This is a genomic window from Bradyrhizobium sp. WYCCWR 13022 (assembly GCF_030435535.1).
Classification (GTDB): Bacteria; Pseudomonadota; Alphaproteobacteria; order Rhizobiales; family Xanthobacteraceae; genus Bradyrhizobium.
In genome coordinates this window covers 16,872-40,264 of record NZ_JAUIZJ010000036.1, presented here as the reverse complement: position 1 = coordinate 40,264, position 23,393 = coordinate 16,872, and the positions used below count along the sequence as shown (strand labels likewise).

The following is a 23,393-nucleotide window of genomic DNA, read 5'->3' as shown; positions in this document are numbered from 1 at the left end:
CTCCATGGCCGAGAGTCATGGCGGGACGAAGGGTCCGGCGACCGACGCTCACACTGAAGCCGATGGCGGTCATCACAGCGGCGGCTTTCCGCCGTTCGAGAGCAGCACCTTTGCTTCGCAGCTGGTGTCGCTCGCGATCTTCTTCGTCTTGCTCTACGTGATCGTGTCCAAGCTCGCTCTGCCGAAGGTCGGCGGTGCGATCGAGGCGCGTCAGAACAAGATCGAGGGTGACCTCGCCGAGGCGCAGACGCTGAAGGACCAGTCCGACGCGGCGTTGAAGGCCTATGAGGGCGAGCTCGCTTCGGCGCGTTCGCGCGCACAGGCGATCGGCAACGAATCCCGCGACAAGGCGAATGCGCAGGCGGAAGCCGAGCGCAAGGCCCTGGAAGAGCAGCTGGCGGCCAAGCTCGCCGAGGCGGAGAAGACCATCGCCTCGACCCGCACGGCTGCCATGAGCAACGTCCGCGGCATCGCGGCCGATGCGGCAGGCACCATCGTGCAGCAGCTCACCGGCGTCGTTCCGGATGCGGCGTCGGTCAATGCCGCCGTTGATGCGTCCTTGAAGGGTTAGTCGATATGTTCTTCGATCCTGAAACCTGGGTCGCCGTCGCCTTCGTGATCCTGATGGTCGTTTTCGGCTATCTCGGGATCTTCAAGTCGGCGATGACGGCGCTCGACCACCGCGCCAACCGCATCAAGGCCGAGCTCGACGACGCGACGCGCCTGAAGCAGGAGGCCGCCAAGGTGCTCGCCGACTACAAGGCGCGCAGCGCCTCGGCCGAACGCGAGGCCGCCGACATCATCGCCAACGCCAAGTCCGAAGCCGAGCGCATCGCGACCGAGGCCAAGGCGAAGATGGAAGACTTCGTCGCCCGCCGGACCAAGACCGCGGAGAGCAAGATCGCGCTCGCCGAGGCCCAGGCGCTGGCCGATGTCCGCGCCGCAGCCGCGGAAGCCGCCGTCCAGGCCGCTTCCACGATCCTGTCGCAGTCGGTCAAGGGCCAGGTCGCCGACGACCTGCTCGCCAAGGGCATCACCGAGGTTCGCCAGAAGCTGAACTGAGGGCAGACGCCTCCCCGATCAAAAAGCCGGCGCTGATAGCGCCGGCTTTTTTTGTTGGGGACGCTGGGCCGGCGAAACTGCAGCGAAGACGGCAAGCCGGAGCATGACGGCCGAGCTCGTTGCTACTTCCTCTTCCGCGCCTTCGGCTCGGGACCGAGCGCCTGCGGGTCGAAACCGACGTAAAAGACGTAGGAATCGGCGACCGCGGCCGACGGCACCGGATAGGACAGGTCCTCGGCGACGAAGGTGAAGGGCACGCTGCCGTTGTCCGACATCGCAACCGTAGTCCGGTAGGCCTTCGAGGCGATCACCTTCTCGCCGACGCCGCCCTGCACAACGGCAACGCGCAGGGGCACCTCGACCGTGGGAGGCGCGCCGGCGGGGCCTGCGATGACGCGGCCCTGGATGCCGATGCGCGCGGTGATCTCGCCGCCATTGCGGGCGCATTCCCGCGCCATTTTGGTGATCGAGGCCTGGAAACGCACGTCGTTGCCGACGGCCGGCTTGCCGGTCGCGCCGACCCCGTAGGTGGACGCACCGGCGCGCACCGTGACCTGCGGGCACTCGATATCGTCATCGGCGGCCGGCTGGCCTGGCGCAGGCGCCGGCTTGGGCTGGGCAGGCTGCTCGTCGGATTTGCCGCCGAACAGGCTCTTGAAGCGGTCGGTCAAGGACTGCGCCGCGACCGGCGAGATGGTCGCGAACGAGACCGACAGCGCCAGCGCGATCACCGGGCCCCGCCGCAGCGCATTCCGCAATGATCGAAGCTCATTCATGAACGCCAGTACTCCATGACAACATTCCCGGCCGATCGCCGGCTCGTGCGGGTTATATCGCCAAAATCGGCGATCCCAAGGCGATAAAACAAGACAGGAAAAGGGTGAACCCGGCGTGCGCGCGGGCTCCGCTCAGCCGCGAAAATCCTCATGCAGCATGCCGAACAGCAGATGGTCCTGCCAGACCCCGTTGATGCAGAGATAGCGGCGCGCCAGGCCCTCGCGGGAGAAGCCGCATTTCTCCAGCACCCGGATCGACGGCGCATTGGTGGGGATGCAGGCGGCCTCGACCCGGTGCAGGTTGAGCTCGCCGAACAGCGTCGGCAGCAGCACCCGCAGCGCCGCCGTCATGTAGCCGCGATGGGCGTGGGGCTGGCCGACCCAATAGCCGATGGTGCCGGCCTGGACGATGCCGCGCCGGACATTGGCCAGCGTGATGCCACCGACCATGGCGCCGTCGAGCTCGCGGAAGATCAGGAAGGGATAGGAACGGTCCGCGGCGATATCCTCGGAATAGCGGCGCAGGCGGCGGCGGAATCCGGACCGGGTCAGATCGTCCGACGGCCAGATCGGCTCCCAGGGCGTCAAATAATCGCGGCTGCTCTCGCGCAGATGCGCCCACTGCAAGAAGTCCGACATCTGCGGCGCGCGCAGCAGCAGGCCGTTGCCGCGGGGGGCGAGAGCAGCAGGTCCACTGGATGGCAGTCGAAACAGGGCCATGGTGATGCTTCCCGGGACGGGCGGTCCCTGGCGCGGCTCCTAGTGCAGCCGCGCCTTGGCGCGCGCCCGGGTCAATCCTTCCGCAAAAGACACCGCCGTGTCCAGACCCCTGCCGCTGCCCAATGCAACCACCGCAGGGCGGCTGCGCGAAAGCAGTGCACGCGCCGCATCGCGGGTCGATTCGACGCTGACCGCGTCGATCCGGGACACCAGCTCCTGCACCGTCTGCGGCCGGCCATAGGCCAGCACGTGCCGGGCGAGCTGCTCGGCGCGCGAGGAGCAGCTCTCCAGCGCCATCAGCAGGCCCGCCTTCATCTGCGCCTTGGCACGGGCGATCTCGGCCTCGGTCAGGGTCTCGACCGAATCATTCATGATGTCGACCACGACCTCCATCATCTCCGGCGCGTCGGCGGGATCGGTCCCGGTGTAGAGGCCGAAGAAACCGGTATCGGTATAGGGCGCGTGGAACGAATAGATGGAGTAGCAGAGGCCGCGCTTCTCGCGCACCTCCTGGAACAGCCGCGACGACATCCCGCCGCCGAGGATGTTGGTGAAGACCTGGAGCGAGAACAGCGACAGATCGGTCTGCGGCACGCCTTCCAGCGCCAGCGTCAGATGCGCCTGTTCGAGCTCGCGATGCACGACCTTGGCGCCGCCCTTGCCGAACATGGCCGCTTGCGGCTTCGGTCCCGGCGTCGCCTCGAAGCTTGCAAAACGCTTCTCGACCTCGGCCACGACCTGCTGGTGGTCGACGGCACCGGCCGCCGCCACCACCATGTCGGGGCCGCGATAATGCGTCGAGAGGTAATTGCGCAGCGAATCGCGGTTGAAGGCGCGCAAGGTCTTGGCGGTGCCGAGCAGCGAGCGCCCCATCGGCTGGTCGGGATAGCAGAGCTCGTTGAGATGCTCGAACACGACGTCGTCGGGCGTGTCCTGGGCTGCGCCGATCTCCTGCACGATGACGTTCTTCTCGCGCTCCAGCTCGTCGGGCTCGAAGGCGGGATTGGCCAGGATGTCGGCGAGCACGTCGAGCGCCAGCGGCACGTCGGCCTTCATCACGCGGGCATAGTAGGACGTCGTCTCGGTCGAGGTGCCGGCATTGAGGTCGCCGCCGACCGCCTCGATCTCCTCCACGATCTCGCGCGAGGAGCGCCCGGTCGTGCCCTTGAACGCCATGTGCTCGAGCAGATGCGAGATGCCATGCTCGTTCGGCTTCTCGTCGCGACCGCCGACGCCTGCCCAGACGCCGAGCGCTGCGGTCTCGAGGTGAGGCATGTTGTCGGTGACGACGGTCAGGCCGGAGGCAAGCTTGGAGATCTCGACGCTCATCCGGCAACTCCCTGTTTAGCGGCGCGGCTGACCGACAGCACGAACCGCTCCACCTCGGCCTGATCGTTCTTCATCACCTTCATGTGTTCGGATTTGGTCATGAGACCGTCGAGCCAGGCCGGCAGTTGCGGCCGCTGGCCGCAGGCCGCTTCCACCGCATCAGGGAATTTGGCGGGATGCGCGGTCGAGAGCACGATGCTGGGCACGGTCGTGTCGGTGGTGTCGCGATCGGCGACCGCGAGCGCCACGGCCGTGTGCGGATCGACCAGTTCGCCGGCCTCGCGCCAGGCGGCGCGGATCGCAGCGGCGGTCTCGGTCTCGTCGGCGCGGCCGGCGTCGAATTCCGCGCGGATCGCGGCCAGCGTCGCATCCGGCAGTACGAAGCGGCCCGACTGCTTCAGCGAATCCATCAGCCGGCGCACGCTGGTCGCATCGCGATTGCTCGCTTCGAACAGCAGCCGCTCGAAGTTCGAGGAGATCTGGATGTCCATCGACGGCGAGGCGGTGGCGTGCACCTCGCGCACCTCGTAGATGCCGGTCTTGAGCGTGCGGGCGAGGATGTCGTTGACGTTGGCGGCGATGCGCAGCGTGCGGACCGGAAGTCCCATGCGCTTGGCGACGTAGCCTGCGAAAATGTCGCCGAAATTACCGGTCGGCACGATGAAGTCTACCGCGCGCGCCGGCGCGCCGGCAGCGACCGCCGAGGTGAAGTAGTAGACCACCTGGGCAACGATGCGCGCCCAATTGATGGAGTTGACGCCGGACAGCGAAGTCGCATCGCGGAAGCGATGGTTGTTGAACATCCCCTTCACGAGCGCCTGGCAGTCGTCGAAATTGCCCTCGATCGCGAGCGCGTGGACGTTGGCGGCGCCTGTCGTCGTCATCATGCGCTGCTGCACCTCGGAGATGCGCTTGTGCGGGAACAGCACGATGAGGTCGACATTATCGAGCCCTGCGAAGGCTTCGACCGCCGCGCCGCCGGTGTCGCCTGACGTCGCGACCACGATGGTGGTGCGCTGGCCGCGCTTGGCCAGCACATGATCCATCAGCCGCGAGATCAGCTGCATCGCCACATCTTTGAAGGCGAGCGTCGGACCGTGAAACAGCTCCAGCACGAATTGATGCGGTGACATCTGGCGCAGCGGCACCACGGCCGGATGGCGGAAGGTGGCGTAGGCCTCGTTCGCCATGCGGCCGAGCTCGGCGTCGGACATCTCACCGCCGACGAACGGACGGATGACGTCAACCGCGACCTCCCAATAGGGACGACCGAAGAAGCCGGCGATGGTCTCGGTCGAAAGCTGCGGCCAGGTTACCGGCACGTACAGGCCACCGTCGCGGGCGAGCCCGGTCAGCATCACGTCACAGAAGCCGAGCTCAGGGGCCTCGCCCCGGGTCGAGATATAACGAGTCAAACTGCCCTCCAAAGGCTGGCCCGACCTGAATTTGGGCCTTAAGCCTTTGATTTCACGATGTTCCTAGTTCTTGAGCCAGAGGCTTGCGGCACCATAGAGGGTTTTGCCGGGCCGCACCATGCCCCAACGAAAAGGGGCTGCGGCGATGCCGCAGCCCCTCTCTTGGAAGGTCTGTCGTTGATGTGTGCAGACCCGGTTTTCCGTGGTGGGGCACCTGCCCCGAAATCGTCGGTTCGAGCTATCGTCGCCCGTCATGGGATCGTCAAGGAGAAAAACGGCGCGCAGCGCCGAACGTTCCTGTTTTTCCTGACGCGCCTCGGTTGCATCCGATACCAGCGCACGGCTTGGGCGGCCTTCGATACCTGTTTTTCCCGAAGTGCTGCGCCGGGAAAGGAACGAACGGCGTGTCGGCCCATTGTGTCCGCGGATGGTATCAGCCGTCGTCCACACATTGCCCGGACGCGCGGCGACGCCGATCCGTCGACTGAGCCGGCTGCATCCTGGAGCAGCCGGTTCGGTCCCTGACGGTGTCAGCCAATCCCGATTTCCACCGCGATCCGGATCAGGTCGGAATGGTTCTTGGCCCCTAGCTTCTGCTTGAGCAGGGACGTGGTGTTGGCCACGGTCTTGTAGGAGATGCCGAGGGCCTCGGCGACCTCGACGATCTTGTCGCCGCGCCCGAGCAGGCGGAGAATCTCGAGCTCCCGCGGCGTCATCTGCGAGGCCGGATTGGCCTTGATCGCAGCACCCGAGAACGTCACCGCCTCCGCAAGCTGGGGCGAGATGAAATTGTCGCCTGCGACCACCTTGCGCACCGCCTTGAGCAGGATCCGGGGATCGTCGCCCTTGGAGACATAGCCCTGCGCCCCAAGCTCCACCGCACGGACCACGAAGGCCGGATCGTCGTTCATGCTGAACATGATGATCTTGGCGTCAGGGTCGTCCTTGCGGATCCGGCGCATCAGCTCGAAACCGGAGACATCGGGCAGGCTGATGTCGATCACCGTCACGTCGGGGCGCTTGCTGATATAGGCACGATGGCCTGATTTGGCGTCGGTTGCCTCCTCGATCCGGATCGAATGGTCCGATGCGAACAGGGTCCGGCAACCGGACAGCACCACGGGATGGTCGTCGACAATCAGGACTCGGGTCGCCGGCTTGGCGGTATCTTGCATCGCGCGCTCTCTTGCTGACTGGACTCATAGACTGGCAGGAACAAATGGAAAGAGAAAATCCCGCGGGAGGGCGTTAGAATTGCCCAAATGTGGCAGCGACTTTCGTTTAAAACCCAGCTGGTTCTCCCGCTCCTGGTGAGTTTTCTCGCCGCCCTGGCGCTGGGTGGCGTACTGCTGCAGATCTTTGCAGCCGGCCAACTGGCTGACGAGAACGAGCCCGGTCGACGCTCGACCCGGACCGTCGCTGACGCGCTCAACAGCAGCCTGGGCGCGTCGGACAACCCCCAAAAAATGCTCGACGCCTTTGTCGGCTCCTTGGGCAGCTCCTCCGATATCCAATTCCGGCCGCTGGAAGCGGGTCCTCCGCCACCCGCGAGGGAGCGCTTGCAGGATTTGCATGGCGTACCGCAATGGTTCGTGGACCTGATCGCCGTCCCCGAGATAGACGCGGCCACTCCGGTCATCATCGGCGGCCGGCGTGTCGGCGATATCGTGTTCGTGCCGGACCTGTCGGCCGAGCTGTTCGAGAAATGGATCGGCTTTCTGGCGCTGACGGGCCTGATTGCGGTGTTGATGGTGCTGACCGGAACGATCGCCTATCTGTTCGCGGGATCCGCGCTGCGCCCGCTGCGAGATCTCGGCACAGGCCTCACCCGCATCAGGCGCGGCGATTACACGACGCCGATCCCGGTCGCGGGCCCGCCGGAAATCCGGCAGAGCTGCGAGGAGGCCAATGCGCTGGTGACAACGCTCGCGCAATTGAGCGAGGACAATCGCGATCTGCTGCACCGGCTGGTGTCGCTCCAGGACAATGAGCGGCGCGATCTCGCCCGCGAACTGCATGACGAACTCGGCCCGCTGCTGTTCAGCATCCGTGCCGGCACGATCGCGCTGAGCGAAGCCTCACCGCAGACGGGGCATCTCGGCAATTCCGTGCAGGAGGTGATGCGGTCGGTCGAGGCGCTTCAGCAGACCAACCGTCGCATCCTCGACCGGCTGCGTCCGCTCTACATCGAGGAACTGGGACTCGAGACCAGCCTGCAAACGCTGCTCCAGAACTTTCGGAAACAGGCGCCGCATATCGGCCTGACGGCCGCGTTCGACCCTGATCTGAACGAGATCGACGGTCCGCTGGCCCAGACGGTCTATCGGCTGATCCAGGAGGCGCTGACCAACGTGCTGCGCCATGCTGCGGCACGCAACGCCCATGTACAGGCGAGCATCGCCGGCAAGGCACTCGCCATCGAGATCTCCGACGACGGCGCCGGCTTTCCCGCCGACAACGTCTTCGGCCGGGGCCTGACCGGGATGCAGGAGCGGGTACGTGCGCTCAGCGGATCGCTGACGCTGCTGCGGGCGGATGAGCGAACCTATGTGCGCTGCCGGCTGCCGTTGGAAACGGCACGAGACGGGTCTGCCCCGATCTAGCTAGTGCCGCGTTGCTTCGCTCGAAAACGCTTTAGCAGACGCAGCCCTCGTACGCATCCTGATGAGCCGGTTCGCACAGCGTGCTGTGGATCTTGCCTTCCGCACTGAACCGAAACGAGGCGCGAATCCGCAGCGCGCCTGCAACGGAATATTCGAGATCGACGCCATTCTGCGCGGGATGGATTTCCTCCAAACCAAAACCCGCTGACGGGAAAGCGTTGAGCTTCGGTCCCCAATAGGTCTCGAGCTCGCGCCGGCCGCGATAGAGACGCGTGCCGTTGCAGGTGCATTCCACTTCGGCATCGTCGGCATAAAGGTCGAGCAGCGTCGCGAGATCGCCCCTCCGACACGCATCCACCCAATCGACAACGAGTCCCATCTGATCGAAATCGCGCACGCCGGCCATCCTGTTTGCCGCGGAAAAATCAGACGCGGCTTAAAATCACCCTCGTGAATATGGGCTGAATAATAAAGCCCGGATGATTCCGGGTTCCTACCGGGAACCTACGGATGTCCACCACTCTGTCCACGTCCCCTCAGCCAGACACCGAATGCGATCAGCACCGCGCCGGCAAGCGTGAACCACGTGATGGCGTATTGCATATGATCGTCCTTCAGATGCACGTCGAGCGGCCCCGGACGCGGAATGCCGTTCTCGGGCGCCGGCTGTTCGAGATCGATGTAGAACGGCGCGACCGCGCCCCAACTCAAAGCGCTTGCGATCGCAAGATGGTCACGCACGAACCACAGCCGCTTGTCCCGATTCTCCGCCGGCGTGAGCCAGCCCGCCTGCTCCGGGAAGCGCAGATAGCCCGTGAGCACGACGGGCGCCCCGGTGACGAGCTTCTTCACCGCGCGATCCTCGACACTGCGCTCCTGCATCGTGTTCTCGACGAAGCCCGCATCGATCACCACGATCTCACCGCTCGGCAGCCGCGCCGGCAGGAAGGCCCAGGTGCCGGGACCGGAGGCATCCTTGCGCACCGCGGAGCCGGAGGAATAGACCATCGCATCCGGCGCAGCCACATAGGTCGCGGTGAAGCTGACGCGGCGAAACTCGTCGCGCGCAGGCGTCAGCGCGGCCCATTGCGCGGGCGACAGCAGCGCGATGGGTGCGGCTGCGAGGCGCTCGGTGAGCGCAGCGATCAATTCGTGCTTGGCGGTGCGGCGCTGCAATTGCCAGACACCGAGCGCGACGAAGGCCGCGGTCAGCAGCAGTGTGAACAGCATGAAGCCGGCCACGCCGGGCTTGCGGGCAGTCTCGTTCATTTCGCGCGATCGACCAGTCGGCCAGGTGCCGCCTTGTGATGGAATTGCAGCGCGATCAGAAGCGACTTCATCGAGCGGAGCGGCAGAAGCGTGGTGGCCAGGATCAGCGGCAGCCACAGCACCGCATGAACCCAGAACGGCGGCTGATACTTGACCTCGACGACGAGCGCGCAGCCGACCACGATCGCGCCGGCCAGCATGATGATGAAGATCGCCGGGCCGTCGCCGGCATCGATGAAAGCGTAGTCGAGGCCACAGCGGTTGCAGGCGGGCGCCAAGGTGAGGAAGCCCGCATAGAGCTTGCCCTCACCGCAGCGCGGGCATTTGCAGGCGAGCCCGCGCAGCGCGCTTTGCAGGACGGTGGGTTGGGACTGAGGTGTGTCGGCGGTATCGTTCATCGCAAGCAAGCCTATCACAGTTTCGGACGAGACTCCGGGCTCTGGAAAGCGAAAGGGCGGCCCTGCGGCCGCCCCTTGCAGATTGATCCGTCGCGGCTCAGTGCGCGCCGTGGGCCATGGTCTCGGCACCGTGTCCCCAGACGTAGATGCACAGGAACAGGAACAGCCAGACCACGTCGACGAAGTGCCAGTACCAGGCAGCGAACTCGAAGCCGAGATGCTGGGTCGGCGTGAAGTGGCCGGCATAGGCGCGCGCCAAACACACGATCAGGAAGATGGTACCGACCAGCACGTGGAAACCGTGGAATCCGGTCGCCATGAAGAAGGTCGCGCCGTAGACGTTGCCGGCGAACGAGAACGCCGCGTGGCTGTACTCATAGGCCTGTACGCAGGTGAAGGTCGCGCCCAGCAGCACCGTGAGGATCAGGCCGTACTTCAGGCCCTGGCGATCGTTCTCGAGCAGCGCGTGGTGCGCCCAGGTGACCGTGGTGCCCGAGGTGAGCAGGATCAGCGTGTTGAGCAGCGGCAGATGCCAGGGATCGAAGGTCTCGATGCCGTGGGGCGGCCAGGTGCCCGGGACCGCGCAAGCGCCGGCAGCCGTGCCGAGACCGCAGCCGAACACGGCGTCGCGGGTGGCGTGGACGGCATCGGCCGGGAACAGCGCGGCATTGAAATAGGCCCAGAACCAGGCGACGAAGAACATCACCTCGGAGGCGATGAACAGGATCATTCCGTAACGGTGATGCAACTGCACGACGCGGGTGTGGTCACCCTTGTACTGGGCTTCCTTGATCACGTCGCCCCACCAGCTCGCCATGGTGTAGAGCACGCCGACGGTGCCGACACCGAACACGATCGGCGCGGCCGAGAACATGTGGTGCATCCAGGAGATCGCGCCGACCGCCATGATGAAGGCCGAGACGGAGCCGACCGCCGGCCACGGAGAGGGATCGACCAGATGGTAGTCGTGATGCTTGCCTTGCGCGGTAGCCATTGCGGTCTGTCTCCTCAATCCCGTGCCTGTCAGGCACTTATCCCCTTGTTCCAACCCCTGGGCATCAACCCGGCGGCTGGAGATTTCCCTTGCGCTTGTCGTCGCCGGATGCGAGCGGCTTCACCACCGGATCCTTCACGGGATAGAACGTGTAGGACAGCGTGATGGTGTTGAGCCCGTCATTGTCGTGATCCTTGACGATCGACGGATCGACATAGAACACCACCGGCATCTCGCGCTTCTCGCCGGGCGCCATGGTCTGCTCGGTGAAGCAGAAGCAGTTGATCTTCTGGAAATAGGACCCGACCGTCAGCGGCGCGACGTTGTAGGCGGCCTGGCCTGAGGTGGTGCGCGCGGCTTGGTTGGTCACGTTGTAATAGATCGTCGTGACCTGGCCGATATTGACCTCGATTTCGGTCTGCTCCGGCTCGAATTTCCAGGGCAGGCCGGGCGCGACGTTGGAATCGAAACGCACCGCGATCTTGCGGGCGATCGGGCCGCTGGCGGGCGCCGAGGTCGCGACCTGGGTCGTGCCGTTGAAGCCGGTGGCGCGGCAGAACCAGTTGTAGAACGGCACCGCGGCGTAGGACGCGCCGACCATCAGCGCGACAACGCCGCCGCAGATCGAAGCGACCAGCACATCACGACCCAAGGCCCCTGAACGGCCCTTGCTGGCCGTTCGGCTCTGATCCTGCGGTATGGTCGGCTTCTGATCCATCTCTCTTACATTGGGCGAACTAGAACCGCCGGTCCCTTGACCATGGTGACGGCGAAGAAAAGGATGACGAGCACACCGAGCGCGAGCGCGATTGCGATCGAGCGCTGACGACGGCTCTTCTTCTGCGCCTCGGTGAGGACGATTCCATCTGGCTCGGGTTTGTCAGCCATTCCTGCCTCATGCGCCCCCGACCATCGGAGCAAGCGCCCGGACCACGACCTCGGCCAGCAAGGTCGCGAACAGCGCGAACAGATACAGGATCGAGAAGGCAAACAGTTTTCGCGTTGCGCGCAGCGACTGGCTGCGTTCGCGGCGCATGTAGACGTTGATCGCGAGCACCAGCATGCCGGCCCCGAGCACCAGCGAGGTCACGCCGTAGATGGCATCGAAATAGCCGAGCGCCCAGGGTGCCGCGGCGACCGCGATCAGCACGATGGTGTAGAGCAGGATCTGGAGGCGGGTCGCGTCCGGACCGGCGACGTTGGGCAGCATCGGAATGCCGGCGCGGGCATAGTCGTCGGAGCGGAACAGCGCCAACGCCCAGAAATGCGGCGGCGTCCAGAAGAAGATGATGGCGAACAGCAGCAGCGGCTCGACGTCGACCGTGCCCGTGACGGACGCCCACGCCACCACCGGCGGCAGCGCGCCCGCGGCGCCGCCGATCACGATGTTTTGCGCGGTCCAGCGCTTCAGGCCCATCGTGTAGATCACGACGTAGAAGAAGATGGTGAAGGCGAGCAGCGCGCCCGCGATCCAGTTGACGAGAATGCCGAGCGTCATCACCGAGAAGAAGGCGAGCGTCATGCCGAACGCCATCGCCTCGGGCCGGGTGATGCGGCCGCGCGGGATCGGACGGTTCGCAGTGCGCGACATCTTGGAATCGATGTCGCCCTCGAGCGCCATGTTGAGCGCGCCGGAAGCGCCGGCGCCGACGGCGATGCAGAGCAGCGAGGTGATCGCCAGCACCCAGTGGAAGCGTCCGGGCGCCATCGCCATCCCGACCAGCGCAGTGAAGATCACGAGCGACATCACCCGCGGCTTGAGCAGCGCGAGGTAGTCACCAACCTCCGCTTCAGAGATGCGAGGATTGATGTCGATGGCGTTCTGATCGAGGACGGACACTTAAACCTGCTCGTTTCGTTGCCGAGCCGCGGCGCCCGTCACGGGCGCCGCGGGAGTTTCATCGCTTACTGCACGCGAGGCAGCACTTCGAACTGGTGGAAGGGCGGCGGCGAGGACAGCGTCCACTCCAGCGTGGTGGCGCCCGCACCCCAGGGATTGTCGCCCGCCGGGACCTTCTTCATGAAAGCGTCGAACACGCAGTAGAGGAAGATCAGCACGCCAAAGCCGGAGATGTAGGAGCCGATCGACGAGACGAAGTTCCAGCCGGCGAACGCATCCGGATAGTCGACGTAGCGGCGCGGCATGCCCGACAGGCCGAGGAAGTGCTGCGGGAAGAACACCATGTTGACGCCGACGAAGGTGACCCAGAAATGCGCCTTCGCGATCGTCTCGTTGTACATGTAGCCCGACATCTTCGGGAACCAGTAGTAGAAGCCCGCGAAGATCGCGAACACCGCGCCGAGCGACAGCACGTAATGGAAGTGCGCCACGACGTAATAGGTGTCCTGCAGCACGCGGTCGACGCCGGCGTTCGCCAGCACGACGCCGGTGACGCCACCGACCGTGAACAGGAAGATGAAGCCCACCGCCCAGATCATCGGGGCGCGGAATTCGATCGAGCCGCCCCACATCGTGGCGATCCAGGAGAAGATCTTCACGCCGGTCGGAACCGCGATGACCATCGTGGCGGCGACGAAATAGGCCTGCGTCGCCGAGGACATGCCGACCGTGTACATGTGGTGCGCCCAAACCACGAAGCCGATGCCGCCGATCGCAACCATGGCGTAGGCCATGCCGAGATAGCCGAACACGGGCTTGCGCGAGAAGGTCGAGACGATCTGGCTGATCATGCCGAAGCCGGGCAGGATCAGGATGTACACTTCGGGGTGACCGAAGAACCAGAACAGGTGCTGGAACAGCACGGGGTCACCGCCGCCCTCGGGGTTGAAGAAGGTGGTGCCGAAATTGCGGTCGGTGAGCAGCATGGTGATCGCTCCGGCGAGCACCGGCAGCGACAACAGCAGCAGGAACACCGTCACCAGGATCGACCAGACGAACAGCGGCATCTTGTGCAGGGTCATGCCCGGCGCGCGCATGTTGAAGATCGTGGTGATGAAGTTGATGGCGCCGAGGATCGACGAGGCGCCCGCCAGATGGAGCGAGAGGATCGCGAAGTCGACGGCCGGGCCGGGATGGCCGGAGGCCGACAGCGGCACATACATGGTCCAGCCGGCACCGACGCCGTTGGCGCCCGGCTCGCCTTCGACGAAGGTCGACAGCAGGAGCAGCGCGAAGGAGGCCGGCAGCAGCCAGAACGAGATGTTGTTCATGCGCGGGAACGCCATGTCGGGCGCGCCGATCATCAGCGGCACGAACCAGTTGCCGAAGCCGCCGATCATCGCGGGCATGACCATGAAGAAGATCATGATCAGGCCGTGCGAGGTCACGAACACGTTATAGGTGTGCGTCTCGTGGAATATCTGCACGCCGGGATACATCAACTCGGCACGGATCGCGACCGACATCGCGGCACCGATGATGCCCGCGATGACCGCGAAGATCAGGTACATCGTGCCGATGTCCTTGTGGTTGGTCGAGTAGACGTAGCGACGCCATCCGGTCGGATGGGCGTGCTCGTGGTCATGTCCGTGGTCTTGCGCGTGATCGCCGTGTGCCGCTGCGCTGGTTGCCATTTTCAAATCCTGCCTTGCGTCCCGTTCGGACCTTTGGAGGTCCCGCCCTTTATGTCGCTTTCAGTCCCTCAAGCCGTCGCCCGGCGCTTACTGCGTCGGGCCGGCTGCGGAGGCGAAGGTGCTGGTGTCGCCGCTCGCAAACTTTTTCTTCGCCGATTCAACCCAGGAGGCGAAATCCTGGTCGTTCACCACGCGGATCGCGATCGGCATGAAGGCGTGGTCCTTGCCGCAAAGCTCCGAGCACTGGCCGTAGAACATGCCGGTCTTGGTGGCCTTGAACCAGGTCTCGTTCAGCCGGCCCGGAATGGCATCGATCTTGACGCCGAACGCCGGCAGCGCAAACGCGTGGATGACGTCGGCGCCGGTGACCTGAACGCGAATCACCTTGTTGACCGGCACCACCATCTCGTTGTCGACGCCGAGCAGGCGGGGCTGCTTGTCCTGGGCCATCAGCGAGTCGAACTCGAACTTGCCGTTGTCGGGATAGGCGTAGGACCAGTACCACTGCTTGCCGGTCGCCTTGATCGTCAGGTCCGCCTTCGGCACGTCGAGCTCGAGGAACAGCAGGCGGAACGACGGCACCGCGATGCCGACCAGAATCAGCACCGGCACCAGGGTCCACACCACCTCGATCAGCGTGTTGTGGGTGGTCCGCGACGGCACCGGATTGGCCTTCGCGTTGAACTTCACCACCACGATGACGAGCAGCGCCAGAACGAACAGCGTGATCAGGATGATCAGCACCGACAGGAAATTATGGAACCAGACGATGTTGTCCATCACCGGGGAACCGGAGCCCTGCAGGTGCCACTCCCACGGCTCAGGCTGACCGAGCTCGGCAAATGCCGCGCCGCCCGTCGCCAGCATGATGCCAGCCGCCACTACGGCGATGGTGGTCATTCCCAGCAAATGCCGGCCCACCCGACCCATCGACATCCTCATGCCGTTCGCGCTCCCCTTACGAAATCACCCCAAGTGCATCCCCCCATTTTGTGGGGAACGCTTATTCGATCCGCCCGTCTGACAAACCGCCGCTCAAGAATACCTCTAAGAGGAATTGGGGCCAGATCGCTAGAACGCCGAAATCAAGCCTCTCAAACCATAATTCTTGATCTATCGCAATGCAGTCTTGAGCCCCCTCTGTCAGCGATCACCCGCAAGATATTTCCCAGTAACATCAGACAAAAATACCGCTTGCCGGGATGCCGCGGCTTGACAGCCGGATTGCCCGCTGTAGGCACAGGCGCAGGGCCCCGCAGGAACCTGATTCGTGGCGGCAATGGCGGCCGAGGCGGCGCGGAATTTGCTTGCGATTTGCCTTCAAGACGCCGTCATTCCCGTATCAGTCCACCAGCGCGAGCGACCCGAGCGAGCAGAGGGACCGACCCTGATGGGGCTTTCGAGATGGATGGCACGATCGGCTCTATGGCCGAATGACGGTCTCACGACGCTGATCGGCCTCCTGGCTGTCGTCCTTTTCCTTGCCGTGCCCGGCCTTGCCCATGCGCAGGGCGCGGTGCGCTCCGTCCATGGCGACTGGCAGATCCGCTGCGACACGCCTCCGGGCGCCCAGGCCGAGCAATGCGCCCTGATCCAGAGCGTGGTGGCGGAAGACCGCTCCAATGCCGGCCTCACCGTGATCGTGCTCAAGACCGCCGACCAGAAGAGCCGCCTGATGCGCGTGGTCGCCCCCTTGGGCGTGCTGCTGCCCTCCGGCCTCGGGCTGAAGCTCGACAACCAGGACGTCGGTCGCGCCGGTTTCGTTCGCTGCCTGCCCAACGGCTGCGTCGCCGAGGTCGTCATGGACGACAAGCTGCTCAGCCAGCTCCGCAGCGCCAAGACCGCGACCTTCATCATCTTCGAGACACCCGAGGAAGGCATCGGCTTCCCGCTCAGCCTCAACGGCCTCGGCGAGGGCTACGACAAGCTGCCGTAGGACCTGGTCGCGGCGAACCTATTGTTTCCGTAATGTGACGGCTCGCGCTCTCGCGGAACCGTTCCGAAACCATTATCTTGCCTCACATCCCCCGATAATGGACGGACGCATGACCAACCCTGCCACAACCTCCCTGCTCGACCGCGCCAATCTCGACCGCGACCAGGTTCGCAACGAGGTCGCACGCGGCCTTGCCGGAGCTGACGACGGCGAATTGTTCCTGGAATACAGCCAGACCGAAGCGCTGATGTTCGACAATGGGCGGCTGAAGCAGGCGACCTACGACACCTCGCAAGGTTTTGGCCTGCGCGCCGTCAAGGACGACGCAGTCGGCTATGCGCATTCATCCGACGTGTCGCTGCCGGCGCTGATTCGCGCGGCCGATGCGGTCGCGGCCGTGCGCGGCGGCTATTCCGGCAGCTTTGCGGCCCCGCCTCCGCACACCAATGTGCGGCTCTATGGCGATGAGAATCCGCTCGACGCTCCGGGCTTCGAGACCAAGGTCAAGTTGCTTGCCGAAATCGACGCTTACCTGCGCCACAAGGATCCTCGGGTGCGGCAGGTCAGCGTCAGCCTGGGTGCGACCTGGCAGGTGGTCGAGATCCTGCGGCCCGACGGCGAGAGCTACCGCGACATCCGCCCGCTGGTGCGCGTCAACGTCTCCGTCGTCGCTGGACAAGGCGACCGCCAGGAGAGCGGCAGCAAGGGCTATGGCGGTCGCGCCGGCTATGCCGAATTCATCGAGACCAGGTCCTGGCGCGATGCCGCCGACGGCGCGCTGCGCGAGGCGCTGGTGAATCTGGAATCGATTCCCGCCCCCGCCGGCGAGATGGACGTCGTGCTCGGCGCCGGCTGGCCCGGCGTGATGCTGCATGAAGCGGTCGGTCACGGCCTCGAAGGCGACTTCAACCGCAAGAAGACGTCGGCGTTCGCCGGCCTGATGGGCCAGCAGGTCGCCGCCAAGGGCGTCACCGTGGTCGACGACGGCACCATTGCCTCGCGCCGCGGCTCGCTGTCGATCGACGACGAGGGCACGCCGACCAATCGCACCGTTCTGATCGAGGACGGCATTCTCGTCGGCTACATGCAGGACCGCCAGAACGCGCGGCTGATGAACATGAAGCCGACCGGCAACGGCCGTCGCCAGGGCTACGCCCATGTACCGATGCCGCGCATGACCAACACCTACATGCTCGCAGGCGATCGCGACCCGGCCGAGATTTTGGCGTCGGTGAAGAACGGCGTGTTCGCCGCGAATTTCGGCGGCGGACAGGTCGACATCACATCGGGCAAGTACGTGTTCCAGTGCACCGAGGCCTACAAGATCGAGAACGGTAAGATCGGCGCGCCGCTGAAGGGCGCCATGCTGATCGGCAACGGGCCGACCGACCTGCATCGCATCCGCATGATCGGTAACGATCTGGCGCTCGATACCGGCATCGGCACCTGCGGCAAGAACGGTCAGGGCGTGCCTGTCGGCGTCGGCCAGCCGTCGCTTCTGATGGAACGCATTACGGTGGGTGGAACGGGCGCATGAGCGTTGAGGACAAAGTGACTGTCAGCACCAAGCGAAAGAGCAGCGGCTGGGGCAGCCAGCTGGTGCAGCTTGCCGGCATCGTCGCCGCCGTCTTCATCGCCAAGGGCGCGCTGGCGGAGCCGTTCTACGTGCCGTCGGGCTCGATGGAGCCGACGCTGTTGATCGGCGACGCCTTGCTCGCCTCGAAATTTCCCTATGGCTACGGCACCTCGTCGCTGCCGATCCAGATCAACCTGCCCGAAACCGGCCGCGTGTTCGCGGAGACGCCGAAGGCAGGCGACGTGGTCGTGTTCCGCTGGCCCGGCGATCGCTCGCAGGCCTGGGTCAAGCGCGTCGTGGGTCTTCCCGGCGACCGCATCCAGATGCGGCAGGGCCAACTGTTCATCAACGACCGTCCGGCCGAACTGAAGCCGGATGGCGTCGGCGCCGCCGAGGACGACAATGGCGGCAGCGAGCCCGCCTACCGCTACGTCGAGACGCTTCCGAATGGCGTCAAGCACCTGATCTTCAAGATGCGCGACAACGGTCCGCTCGACAACACGCCCGAAGTCACGGTGCCCGCGGGGCACCTGTTCGTGCTCGGCGACAACAGAGACAACTCGGCCGACAGCCGCGTGCCGCTGCGCTCCGGCGGCGTCGGCCTGCTGCCGATCGACAATCTGGTCGGCCGTGCGGACGCCGTGCTCGGTTCCTGGGATCTCGGCATGCGCGGTCAGCCGGTCTGGACCTGGCTCTCCGGCTTCCGCCTCGCGCGGTTCTTCACCGCCGTGCACTGAGCTGAGCTCGTGACCTTCGACGACGTCAGGAAATTCGTGCTGACGTGGCCGGAGGTCGAGGACGGCACCTCCTACGGCACACCGGCGCTGAAAGTGCGCAAGAAGATGCTGGCGCGCCTGAAGGAGGACGGCGACAGCCTGGTGATGCCTGATGTTCCGATCGACGAGCGTGCGATGCTGGTCGAGAGCCAGCCGGAAATCTTCCACTTCACCGACCACTACGCCGATTATCCGATCGTGCTGATCCGCTTGTCCAAGGCGAAGCGCGCGATCCTGGAGCCGCTGCTGCGGCGGCGTTGGCGAACGCTGGCCTCGAAGGCGGCGCGGGCGGATTATGATGCGCGCGAGAGCGCGTGACGCACGCGATGGATGAAGCCCGCTTCCTCGCGCTGGCACTGAAGAATCCGGTCAACGTTGCAATCCTCGACGAGCTCCACCACCTCGCGCTGCCGGATGCGTGGCTGGTCTCGGGATGCCTGGTGCAATCGGTGTGGAACGTGCTGACCGGCCGCGCCATCGATCACGGCATTGCCGATTACGACGTCTTCTACTTCGACCCTGATACCTCCTGGGACGCGGAGGACGCCGTGATCCGCCGACTGCAAGCGCGGCTCGATCATCTCGGCGCCAGGATCGAGATCCGTAATCAGGCACGCGTGCATCTGTGGTACCCGGCCAAGCATGGCCTGCCGTATCCGCCACTGTGGTGCTCGGCCGACGGTATCGACCGTTTCCTCACGCAGAACACGCAAGTGGGCGTGAGGCGCGTGGACGGCGGGTTCGACGTCTATGCGCCACGCGGCTTCGACGATGTCGCAGGTCTGGTTGCGCGGCCAAATCCGGGCGCCAATTTCTCCGCGGCGAATTACGCGGTGAAAGCCGAGAGATGGAAGGCGTTGTGGCCAGAGCTTACGGTGATTGCGGCAGAATGATCCTTGCCTATCTCACCACGCCCGATATGAACCCGGCCTTGCGCCGTGGCGGCTTGATGTCCTTTTTCAGGAAGCAGCGCGCTTCGCGGCCGGTATAGCCGGGACGCGCATACGTGAAGGCACGGCATTTGTTGTCGGCGGTGCAGGCGGCCTTGCAGACCTCCTCGCCCTCGCCTTCCTTGAGGTCGAAATTGCGCAGATCGCCGCCGGGGCGGTCGATCGAAGTCTCCACGCCCTCGACGCGAGGCTCGATCACGCCGGCACCGCGCACCCCGGAGATGCAGCAATTGGCGGGCTGTCGCGGCGGCACGGTATTCTTGAGCCAGCACACCGCCGCAGCGCCGTCGATATCAGGATAGCTGAAGCTCCAGGCGCGGCACTTGCGATCGCGCTCACAGAGCAGCGCACAATCCTCGGGATCGCCTGATGTGACCGGCGTGTTGAAATAGTCGCCACCCGGCCGGTCGAACGCCGTCTGCGCACGCGCGGGCACGCTCGCAAAGGCGAGCGCAAGCAGCGTGACACAGGCCACGACGCAGGCCATGACGGCCCCAGGCAGGCGGCCCTTCCCCATCGGAACAGCTTTCGAGTTATTGACGGCGCTCAGGTTTTTCGGCCGGTCATTTGATCGCCGCAAACCTGTACGGGCGATGAACGGCCTAAAACCTGGTCGTTGGCCTAATTGCCTAGAGGCTTCTCGACAAGAACACGCGTCAGGGCCTGAATCTAGAACGCGTATTCCGCGTAGGCCGGTTCCACCGAGCCCTGCCAGGCACTGTTGAACTTCTCGAGCATCTCCTCGGCCGGGGTCCGGCCGGAATCGATGATGCGGTCGAGCGGCTCCAGATGCCGCGTTTCGTCGCGGCCGATTGCATCGATACGGCCGCGGCGACGCAGGCCCGCATGTGCCAGAACGAGGCATTCCTTGGCGATCTCGAACAGATAGCGGTCCTTGATCCGCGCCTTGAAGCCGAAGCGCGGCACGTCGTCGCGCAGCGCCTGGCGCTCGAGCGCGGTCCAGTGCTTCACCAGATCCCAGGCCGCATCGAGCGACACGTCGTCATACAGCAGCCCGGCCCAGAACGCCGACAGCGCCGGCAAGCGGCCCCACGGGCCACCATCGGAGCCGCGCATCTCGAGGTAACGCTTCAGCCGCACCTCCGGGAAGATCGTCGAGAGATGATTGGCCCAGTCCGACAGCGTCGGACGTTCGCCGGGCAGATTGTTGTTGCGGCCATCGAAGAAGGCGCGGAACGAGGAGCCCGATACGTCGATGTAATCGTCGCCACGCTTGACGAAATACATGGGCACGTCGAGCGCGTAGTCGACATAGCGCTCGAAGCCCATGCCGTCCTCGAAGGCCCACGGCATCATGCCGGCGCGCGCATTGTCGGTGTCGCGCCAGATCTCGGAACGGAAGGAGAGGAAGCCGTTCGGCTTGCCTTCGGTGAACGGCGAGTTCGCGAACAGGGCGGTCGCGACCGGCTGGAGCGCCAGCGAGACGCGCAGCTTCTTGACCATGTCAGCTTCGGAGGAGAAATCGAGATTGGTCTGCACCGTGCAGGTCCGGTACATCATGTCGAGGCCGTATTGACCGACCTTCGGCATGTAACTGGTCATGATCTTGTAGCGACCCTTGGGCATCACCGGGATGTCGGCGCGCGACCAGGACGGCGTCATGCCGAGGCCGAGGAAGCCGATGCCGAGCGGGGTCGCGATCTCGCGCACTTGCGCCAGATGCGCCATCAGCTCGCTCTGGGTCTGGTGCACGTTCTCGACCGGTGCACCCGAAAGCTCGAACTGTCCGCCGGGCTCAAGCGAGATCGCGCCGCCGCCGGTGACGTCGTAGAGGCCGATGATGTTGCCCTTCTCCATGATCGGCTCCCAGCCGAGCAGGAGCTTCATGCCTTCGAGCAGCGCGCCGATACCGCGTGCGCCTTCGTAAGGCACGGGGCGGTGGCCCTCGAGCGTGAACGGCGTCTTCTCGTGCTCGGTACCCATGCGGAATTCGGACGGGTCCTTGCAGCCGGCCTCGAACCACGCAACGAGCTCGTCGCGCGATTGCAGCGGCGTCATATCGATCTGGTCTCGCGCCATATCAAACTCTAATCAAAAGGGCGCTTCGACCGAAGGCGCGCGGGTGACGGGGATGGTCCGCGAACCCACCGGGCGCGCGGACGAGCTTGTGAGCCGCGCGGTCATCGCGACGGCGAGGTTTCGTTGACGTTGGCGACGGGCGGCAGCTTCATCTCGCCGCACGAGCAACCCAGCCGGTCGAGCAGACCGCTGAGCTTGAGGGCATCGGCATCGGACAGTTTCGAGCCGACATATTTCTCGATCGCGGCCGAGTAGGCGCCCCACATCCGCTTCTGCAGCTCGCGGCCGGCCTCCGTGATCTCGACGAACTGGCCGCGCTTGTCGATCTTGCATTCGCGCCGCGAGGCGAGGCCTTCGTCGACGAGGCGATCAATCAATCGCGAGGTGGAGTATTGCGGGATCAGCATCTGCCGCTCGAGTTCCACCGGCCGCAGCTCCCCGCTCGGGGCGCGCGACAATTCGAGGAGCGCGTCGTACCAGGCGAGCGGCGGGAACCCGGCCTTCTTCAGATCCTGCTCGACACAGTCGAGCACGCGGCTCTGTACCCGCATCAGGCGGATCCAGGCGCTGGTTGCCTCGGTCGATGGTTTACGTTTCATGGTCCCGCTCAAACTCGTCGTCCGCTTCTTACCCCACTCGATGCACCTGCATCAATCTTGACTATTGCATGCAGATGCATGTAGGCGTTCCTTCGCCCCAACCAAGCGTCAAGAGGAGGAAATTCCATGAAACTGTATTACTCGCCCGGCGCCTGCTCGCTGTCCCCCCATATCGCACTCCTCGAGGCCGACCTGCCTTATGAGTTGGTCAAGGTCGATATCCGGGCCAAGAAGCTCGAGAACGGTGAAGACTATCTGAAGGTCAATCCGAAGGGTCAGGTCCCCGCGCTGGGCCTCGACAGCGGGGAGATCGTGACCGAAGGCCCGGTCATTGTCCAGATGATCGCCGACAAGGCCCCGGCCAAGGCACTGGCGCCCGCGCGCGACAGTTCCGAGCGCTACAAGCTGCTCGAATGGCTGAACTTCCTCACCTCCGAGGTGCACAAGAGCTTTGGCCCGATGTTCGCGCCGGCGTTGAACGACGACGCCAAGGCGTTCTTCAGGGATCGCGTCATGGGCAAGCTGAAGCATATCGACAGCGAGCTCGCCGGCAAAGACTACCTCATGGGCAAGCAGTTCTCGGTCGCCGACGGCTATCTCTTCACGATGCTGACCTGGGGCGACCGGATGAAGTTCGACCTCTCCGCCATGCCTCACCTCACCGCCTACAAGGCCCGCGTCGCGGCACGGCCGAAGGTGCAGGAGGCGTTGAAGAAGGAAGGGCTGGCGCAGGCCGCCTAAGGCGCGCAAAACCATCAGTCATCAAGGGCCGGGTCGATGATCCGGCCCTTTTTACCGCCGACGCGCCGAAACCGAGCCCGCTTCGTCGGATCATCGTACCTTAATTAGACTTATGAACTACTGTTCGCCAAACGTAAGTGGTGCTGTCTTGTCTCTGCCCGTGAAGCGGGCGAGCTTGGTCGAATTCATTGAAGAATTTTTGGACTCTCATCGGAGTTGAACTTGACGATTGCCATCGTCCTGATCGTTGCAAGCGCATTGGTGGGAATAGCGACAGGTTACGTATTCAGGATCTGGGCGCTGGTCGTGTTCTCGCCGCTCATCGCGGTCTTCTCGGCAGTAATTCTGCACGCCTATCAGTTCGGAATGCTGGCGGGCGTGATCATCATTGCGGTCTGCCTTGCCGTTTCTCAGCTCGCCTACTTTGCAGCTGCGTATCTGTTGCAGGCGCGCGAGGCCTCACCCCATGACGAAGTCGACGGCCAGCCACGCAAGATAAGCGAGCAGAAAATCCCCCGCCAGCACGAGTAATGCCAACGCGGCCCAAAGCAGCGGTCCCTTGCGGCGCAGCCGCGCCGGCTTCTGCATAGGCGAGAGACGGCCAAACGTGGGCGCAACGGCGTATTTCGCGGTGAGATCGCGACAAAGCGCGGTCTTCCGCAGCACCAAAGAATT

General features: G+C 64.6%; 27 protein-coding genes. 10 read left to right on the top strand and 17 right to left on the bottom strand.

Features of this window, described 5'->3' with window-relative positions; translation table 11 throughout:
* The first annotated feature begins 4 nt into the window (after positions 1-4).
* Both QY049_RS34720 and QY049_RS34715 read left to right on the top strand, forming a co-directional pair.
* On the top strand, positions 5-571 hold the full coding sequence (locus tag QY049_RS34720; RefSeq protein ID WP_301270443.1) for a F0F1 ATP synthase subunit B: 567 nt from the start codon (positions 5-7) through the stop codon (positions 569-571).
* 5 nt (positions 572-576) lie between these two features.
* On the top strand, positions 577-1,062 hold the full coding sequence (locus tag QY049_RS34715) for an ATP F0F1 synthase subunit B (RefSeq protein WP_194478324.1): 486 nt from the start codon (positions 577-579) through the stop codon (positions 1,060-1,062).
* A gap of 122 nt (positions 1,063-1,184) precedes the next feature.
* On the opposite strand, the gene QY049_RS34710 is transcribed toward QY049_RS34715, so the two are convergent.
* From QY049_RS34710 to QY049_RS34690, 5 genes are all read right to left on the bottom strand, one after another.
* A complete protein-coding gene (locus QY049_RS34710; protein WP_301270442.1) occupies positions 1,185-1,838 on the bottom strand; it encodes a hypothetical protein in 654 nt (217 codons plus the stop codon).
* Between the two features lie 132 nt (positions 1,839-1,970).
* Positions 1,971-2,558 carry a GNAT family N-acetyltransferase gene (locus QY049_RS34705; RefSeq protein WP_194478326.1) on the bottom strand — a complete coding sequence of 196 codons (588 nt, stop codon included), beginning with the start codon at positions 2,556-2,558 and terminating at the stop codon, positions 1,971-1,973.
* A 39-nt stretch (positions 2,559-2,597) separates the two neighbouring features.
* Complete coding sequence (locus QY049_RS34700) at positions 2,598-3,887, bottom strand: pitrilysin family protein (protein ID WP_258764130.1); 1,290 nt, start codon at positions 3,885-3,887, stop codon at positions 2,598-2,600.
* Complete coding sequence (gene thrC, locus QY049_RS34695; RefSeq protein ID WP_194478328.1) at positions 3,884-5,302, bottom strand: threonine synthase; 1,419 nt, start codon at positions 5,300-5,302, stop codon at positions 3,884-3,886. Before thrC ends, QY049_RS34700 begins: the two co-directional genes overlap by 4 nt.
* A gap of 530 nt (positions 5,303-5,832) precedes the next feature.
* On the bottom strand, positions 5,833-6,477 hold the full coding sequence (locus QY049_RS34690; RefSeq protein ID WP_194478329.1) for a response regulator transcription factor: 645 nt from the start codon (positions 6,475-6,477) through the stop codon (positions 5,833-5,835).
* Between the two features lie 87 nt (positions 6,478-6,564).
* On the opposite strand from QY049_RS34690, the gene QY049_RS34685 reads away from it, so the two are divergent.
* Positions 6,565-7,905 carry a histidine kinase gene (locus QY049_RS34685; protein WP_258764134.1) on the top strand — a complete coding sequence of 447 codons (1,341 nt, stop codon included), beginning with the start codon at positions 6,565-6,567 and terminating at the stop codon, positions 7,903-7,905.
* Positions 7,906-7,936: 31 nt separating this feature from the next.
* Here QY049_RS34685 and QY049_RS34680 read toward each other — a convergent pair whose 3' ends face one another.
* From QY049_RS34680 to coxB, 9 genes are all read right to left on the bottom strand, one after another.
* Complete coding sequence (locus QY049_RS34680; protein WP_194478331.1) at positions 7,937-8,302, bottom strand: nuclear transport factor 2 family protein; 366 nt, start codon at positions 8,300-8,302, stop codon at positions 7,937-7,939.
* A gap of 107 nt (positions 8,303-8,409) precedes the next feature.
* Entirely contained in the window at positions 8,410-9,174 is a 765-nt protein-coding gene (locus QY049_RS34675) for an SURF1 family protein (RefSeq protein WP_301270441.1), read from the bottom strand.
* The gene (locus tag QY049_RS34670) at positions 9,171-9,572 is read right to left on the bottom strand and encodes a DUF983 domain-containing protein (RefSeq protein WP_194478333.1); all 402 of its coding nucleotides are present in this window, start codon (positions 9,570-9,572) and stop codon (positions 9,171-9,173) included. Before QY049_RS34670 ends, QY049_RS34675 begins: the two co-directional genes overlap by 4 nt.
* A 97-nt stretch (positions 9,573-9,669) precedes the next feature.
* Positions 9,670-10,566: a cytochrome c oxidase subunit 3 gene (locus tag QY049_RS34665; RefSeq protein ID WP_301270440.1), complete on the bottom strand. Its 897-nt coding sequence runs from the start codon at positions 10,564-10,566 to the stop codon at positions 9,670-9,672.
* 64 nt (positions 10,567-10,630) lie between these two features.
* Positions 10,631-11,284: a cytochrome c oxidase assembly protein gene (locus QY049_RS34660; protein ID WP_301270439.1), complete on the bottom strand. Its 654-nt coding sequence runs from the start codon at positions 11,282-11,284 to the stop codon at positions 10,631-10,633.
* 5 nt (positions 11,285-11,289) lie between these two features.
* The gene (locus tag QY049_RS34655; protein WP_148754405.1) at positions 11,290-11,454 is read right to left on the bottom strand and encodes a CoxF protein; all 165 of its coding nucleotides are present in this window, start codon (positions 11,452-11,454) and stop codon (positions 11,290-11,292) included.
* Between the two features lie 7 nt (positions 11,455-11,461).
* Entirely contained in the window at positions 11,462-12,406 is a 945-nt protein-coding gene (locus tag QY049_RS34650; protein WP_258764136.1) for a heme o synthase, read from the bottom strand.
* A gap of 65 nt (positions 12,407-12,471) precedes the next feature.
* The gene (ctaD, locus tag QY049_RS34645) at positions 12,472-14,100 is read right to left on the bottom strand and encodes a cytochrome c oxidase subunit I (RefSeq protein WP_258764139.1); all 1,629 of its coding nucleotides are present in this window, start codon (positions 14,098-14,100) and stop codon (positions 12,472-12,474) included.
* A gap of 87 nt (positions 14,101-14,187) precedes the next feature.
* Positions 14,188-15,042 carry a cytochrome c oxidase subunit II gene (gene coxB, locus QY049_RS34640; RefSeq protein WP_301270438.1) on the bottom strand — a complete coding sequence of 285 codons (855 nt, stop codon included), beginning with the start codon at positions 15,040-15,042 and terminating at the stop codon, positions 14,188-14,190.
* A 448-nt stretch (positions 15,043-15,490) separates the two neighbouring features.
* On the opposite strand from coxB, the gene QY049_RS34635 reads away from it, so the two are divergent.
* The 5 genes from QY049_RS34635 to QY049_RS34615 all read left to right on the top strand — a co-directional run bounded on the left by QY049_RS34635 (position 15,491) and on the right by QY049_RS34615 (position 19,281).
* A complete protein-coding gene (locus QY049_RS34635) occupies positions 15,491-16,036 on the top strand; it encodes an invasion associated locus B family protein (protein ID WP_301270437.1) in 546 nt (181 codons plus the stop codon).
* 109 nt (positions 16,037-16,145) lie between these two features.
* The gene (gene tldD / locus QY049_RS34630) at positions 16,146-17,573 is read left to right on the top strand and encodes a metalloprotease TldD (protein WP_301270436.1); all 1,428 of its coding nucleotides are present in this window, start codon (positions 16,146-16,148) and stop codon (positions 17,571-17,573) included.
* Positions 17,570-18,349 (top strand): signal peptidase I, encoded by a 780-nt coding sequence (lepB, locus tag QY049_RS34625; protein ID WP_194478341.1) that lies wholly within the window; start codon positions 17,570-17,572, stop codon positions 18,347-18,349. The genes tldD and lepB overlap by 4 nt, the downstream gene beginning before the upstream one ends.
* Positions 18,350-18,358: 9 nt before the next feature.
* The gene (locus QY049_RS34620; protein ID WP_194478342.1) at positions 18,359-18,706 is read left to right on the top strand and encodes an MmcQ/YjbR family DNA-binding protein; all 348 of its coding nucleotides are present in this window, start codon (positions 18,359-18,361) and stop codon (positions 18,704-18,706) included.
* 8 nt (positions 18,707-18,714) lie between these two features.
* A complete protein-coding gene (locus QY049_RS34615) occupies positions 18,715-19,281 on the top strand; it encodes a nucleotidyltransferase family protein (protein ID WP_301270446.1) in 567 nt (188 codons plus the stop codon).
* A gap of 7 nt (positions 19,282-19,288) precedes the next feature.
* Here QY049_RS34615 and QY049_RS34610 read toward each other — a convergent pair whose 3' ends face one another.
* The 3 genes from QY049_RS34610 to QY049_RS34600 all read right to left on the bottom strand — a co-directional run bounded on the left by QY049_RS34610 (position 19,289) and on the right by QY049_RS34600 (position 21,977).
* A complete protein-coding gene (locus QY049_RS34610; protein WP_194478343.1) occupies positions 19,289-19,855 on the bottom strand; it encodes a PAN domain-containing protein in 567 nt (188 codons plus the stop codon).
* 152 nt (positions 19,856-20,007) lie between these two features.
* The gene (locus QY049_RS34605) at positions 20,008-21,378 is read right to left on the bottom strand and encodes a glutamate--cysteine ligase (protein ID WP_301270435.1); all 1,371 of its coding nucleotides are present in this window, start codon (positions 21,376-21,378) and stop codon (positions 20,008-20,010) included.
* Positions 21,379-21,479: 101 nt separating this feature from the next.
* The gene (locus QY049_RS34600; protein WP_194478345.1) at positions 21,480-21,977 is read right to left on the bottom strand and encodes a MarR family winged helix-turn-helix transcriptional regulator; all 498 of its coding nucleotides are present in this window, start codon (positions 21,975-21,977) and stop codon (positions 21,480-21,482) included.
* Positions 21,978-22,103: 126 nt separating this feature from the next.
* Here QY049_RS34600 and gstA point away from each other — a divergent pair, with 126 nt between their 5' ends.
* A complete protein-coding gene (gene gstA / locus QY049_RS34595; protein ID WP_194478346.1) occupies positions 22,104-22,718 on the top strand; it encodes a glutathione transferase GstA in 615 nt (204 codons plus the stop codon).
* Positions 22,719-22,940: 222 nt separating this feature from the next.
* Positions 22,941-23,249, top strand: a complete 309-nt coding sequence (locus tag QY049_RS34590) for a hypothetical protein (RefSeq protein ID WP_301270434.1) — start codon at positions 22,941-22,943, stop codon at positions 23,247-23,249.
* Positions 23,250-23,393: the final 144 nt, after the last annotated feature.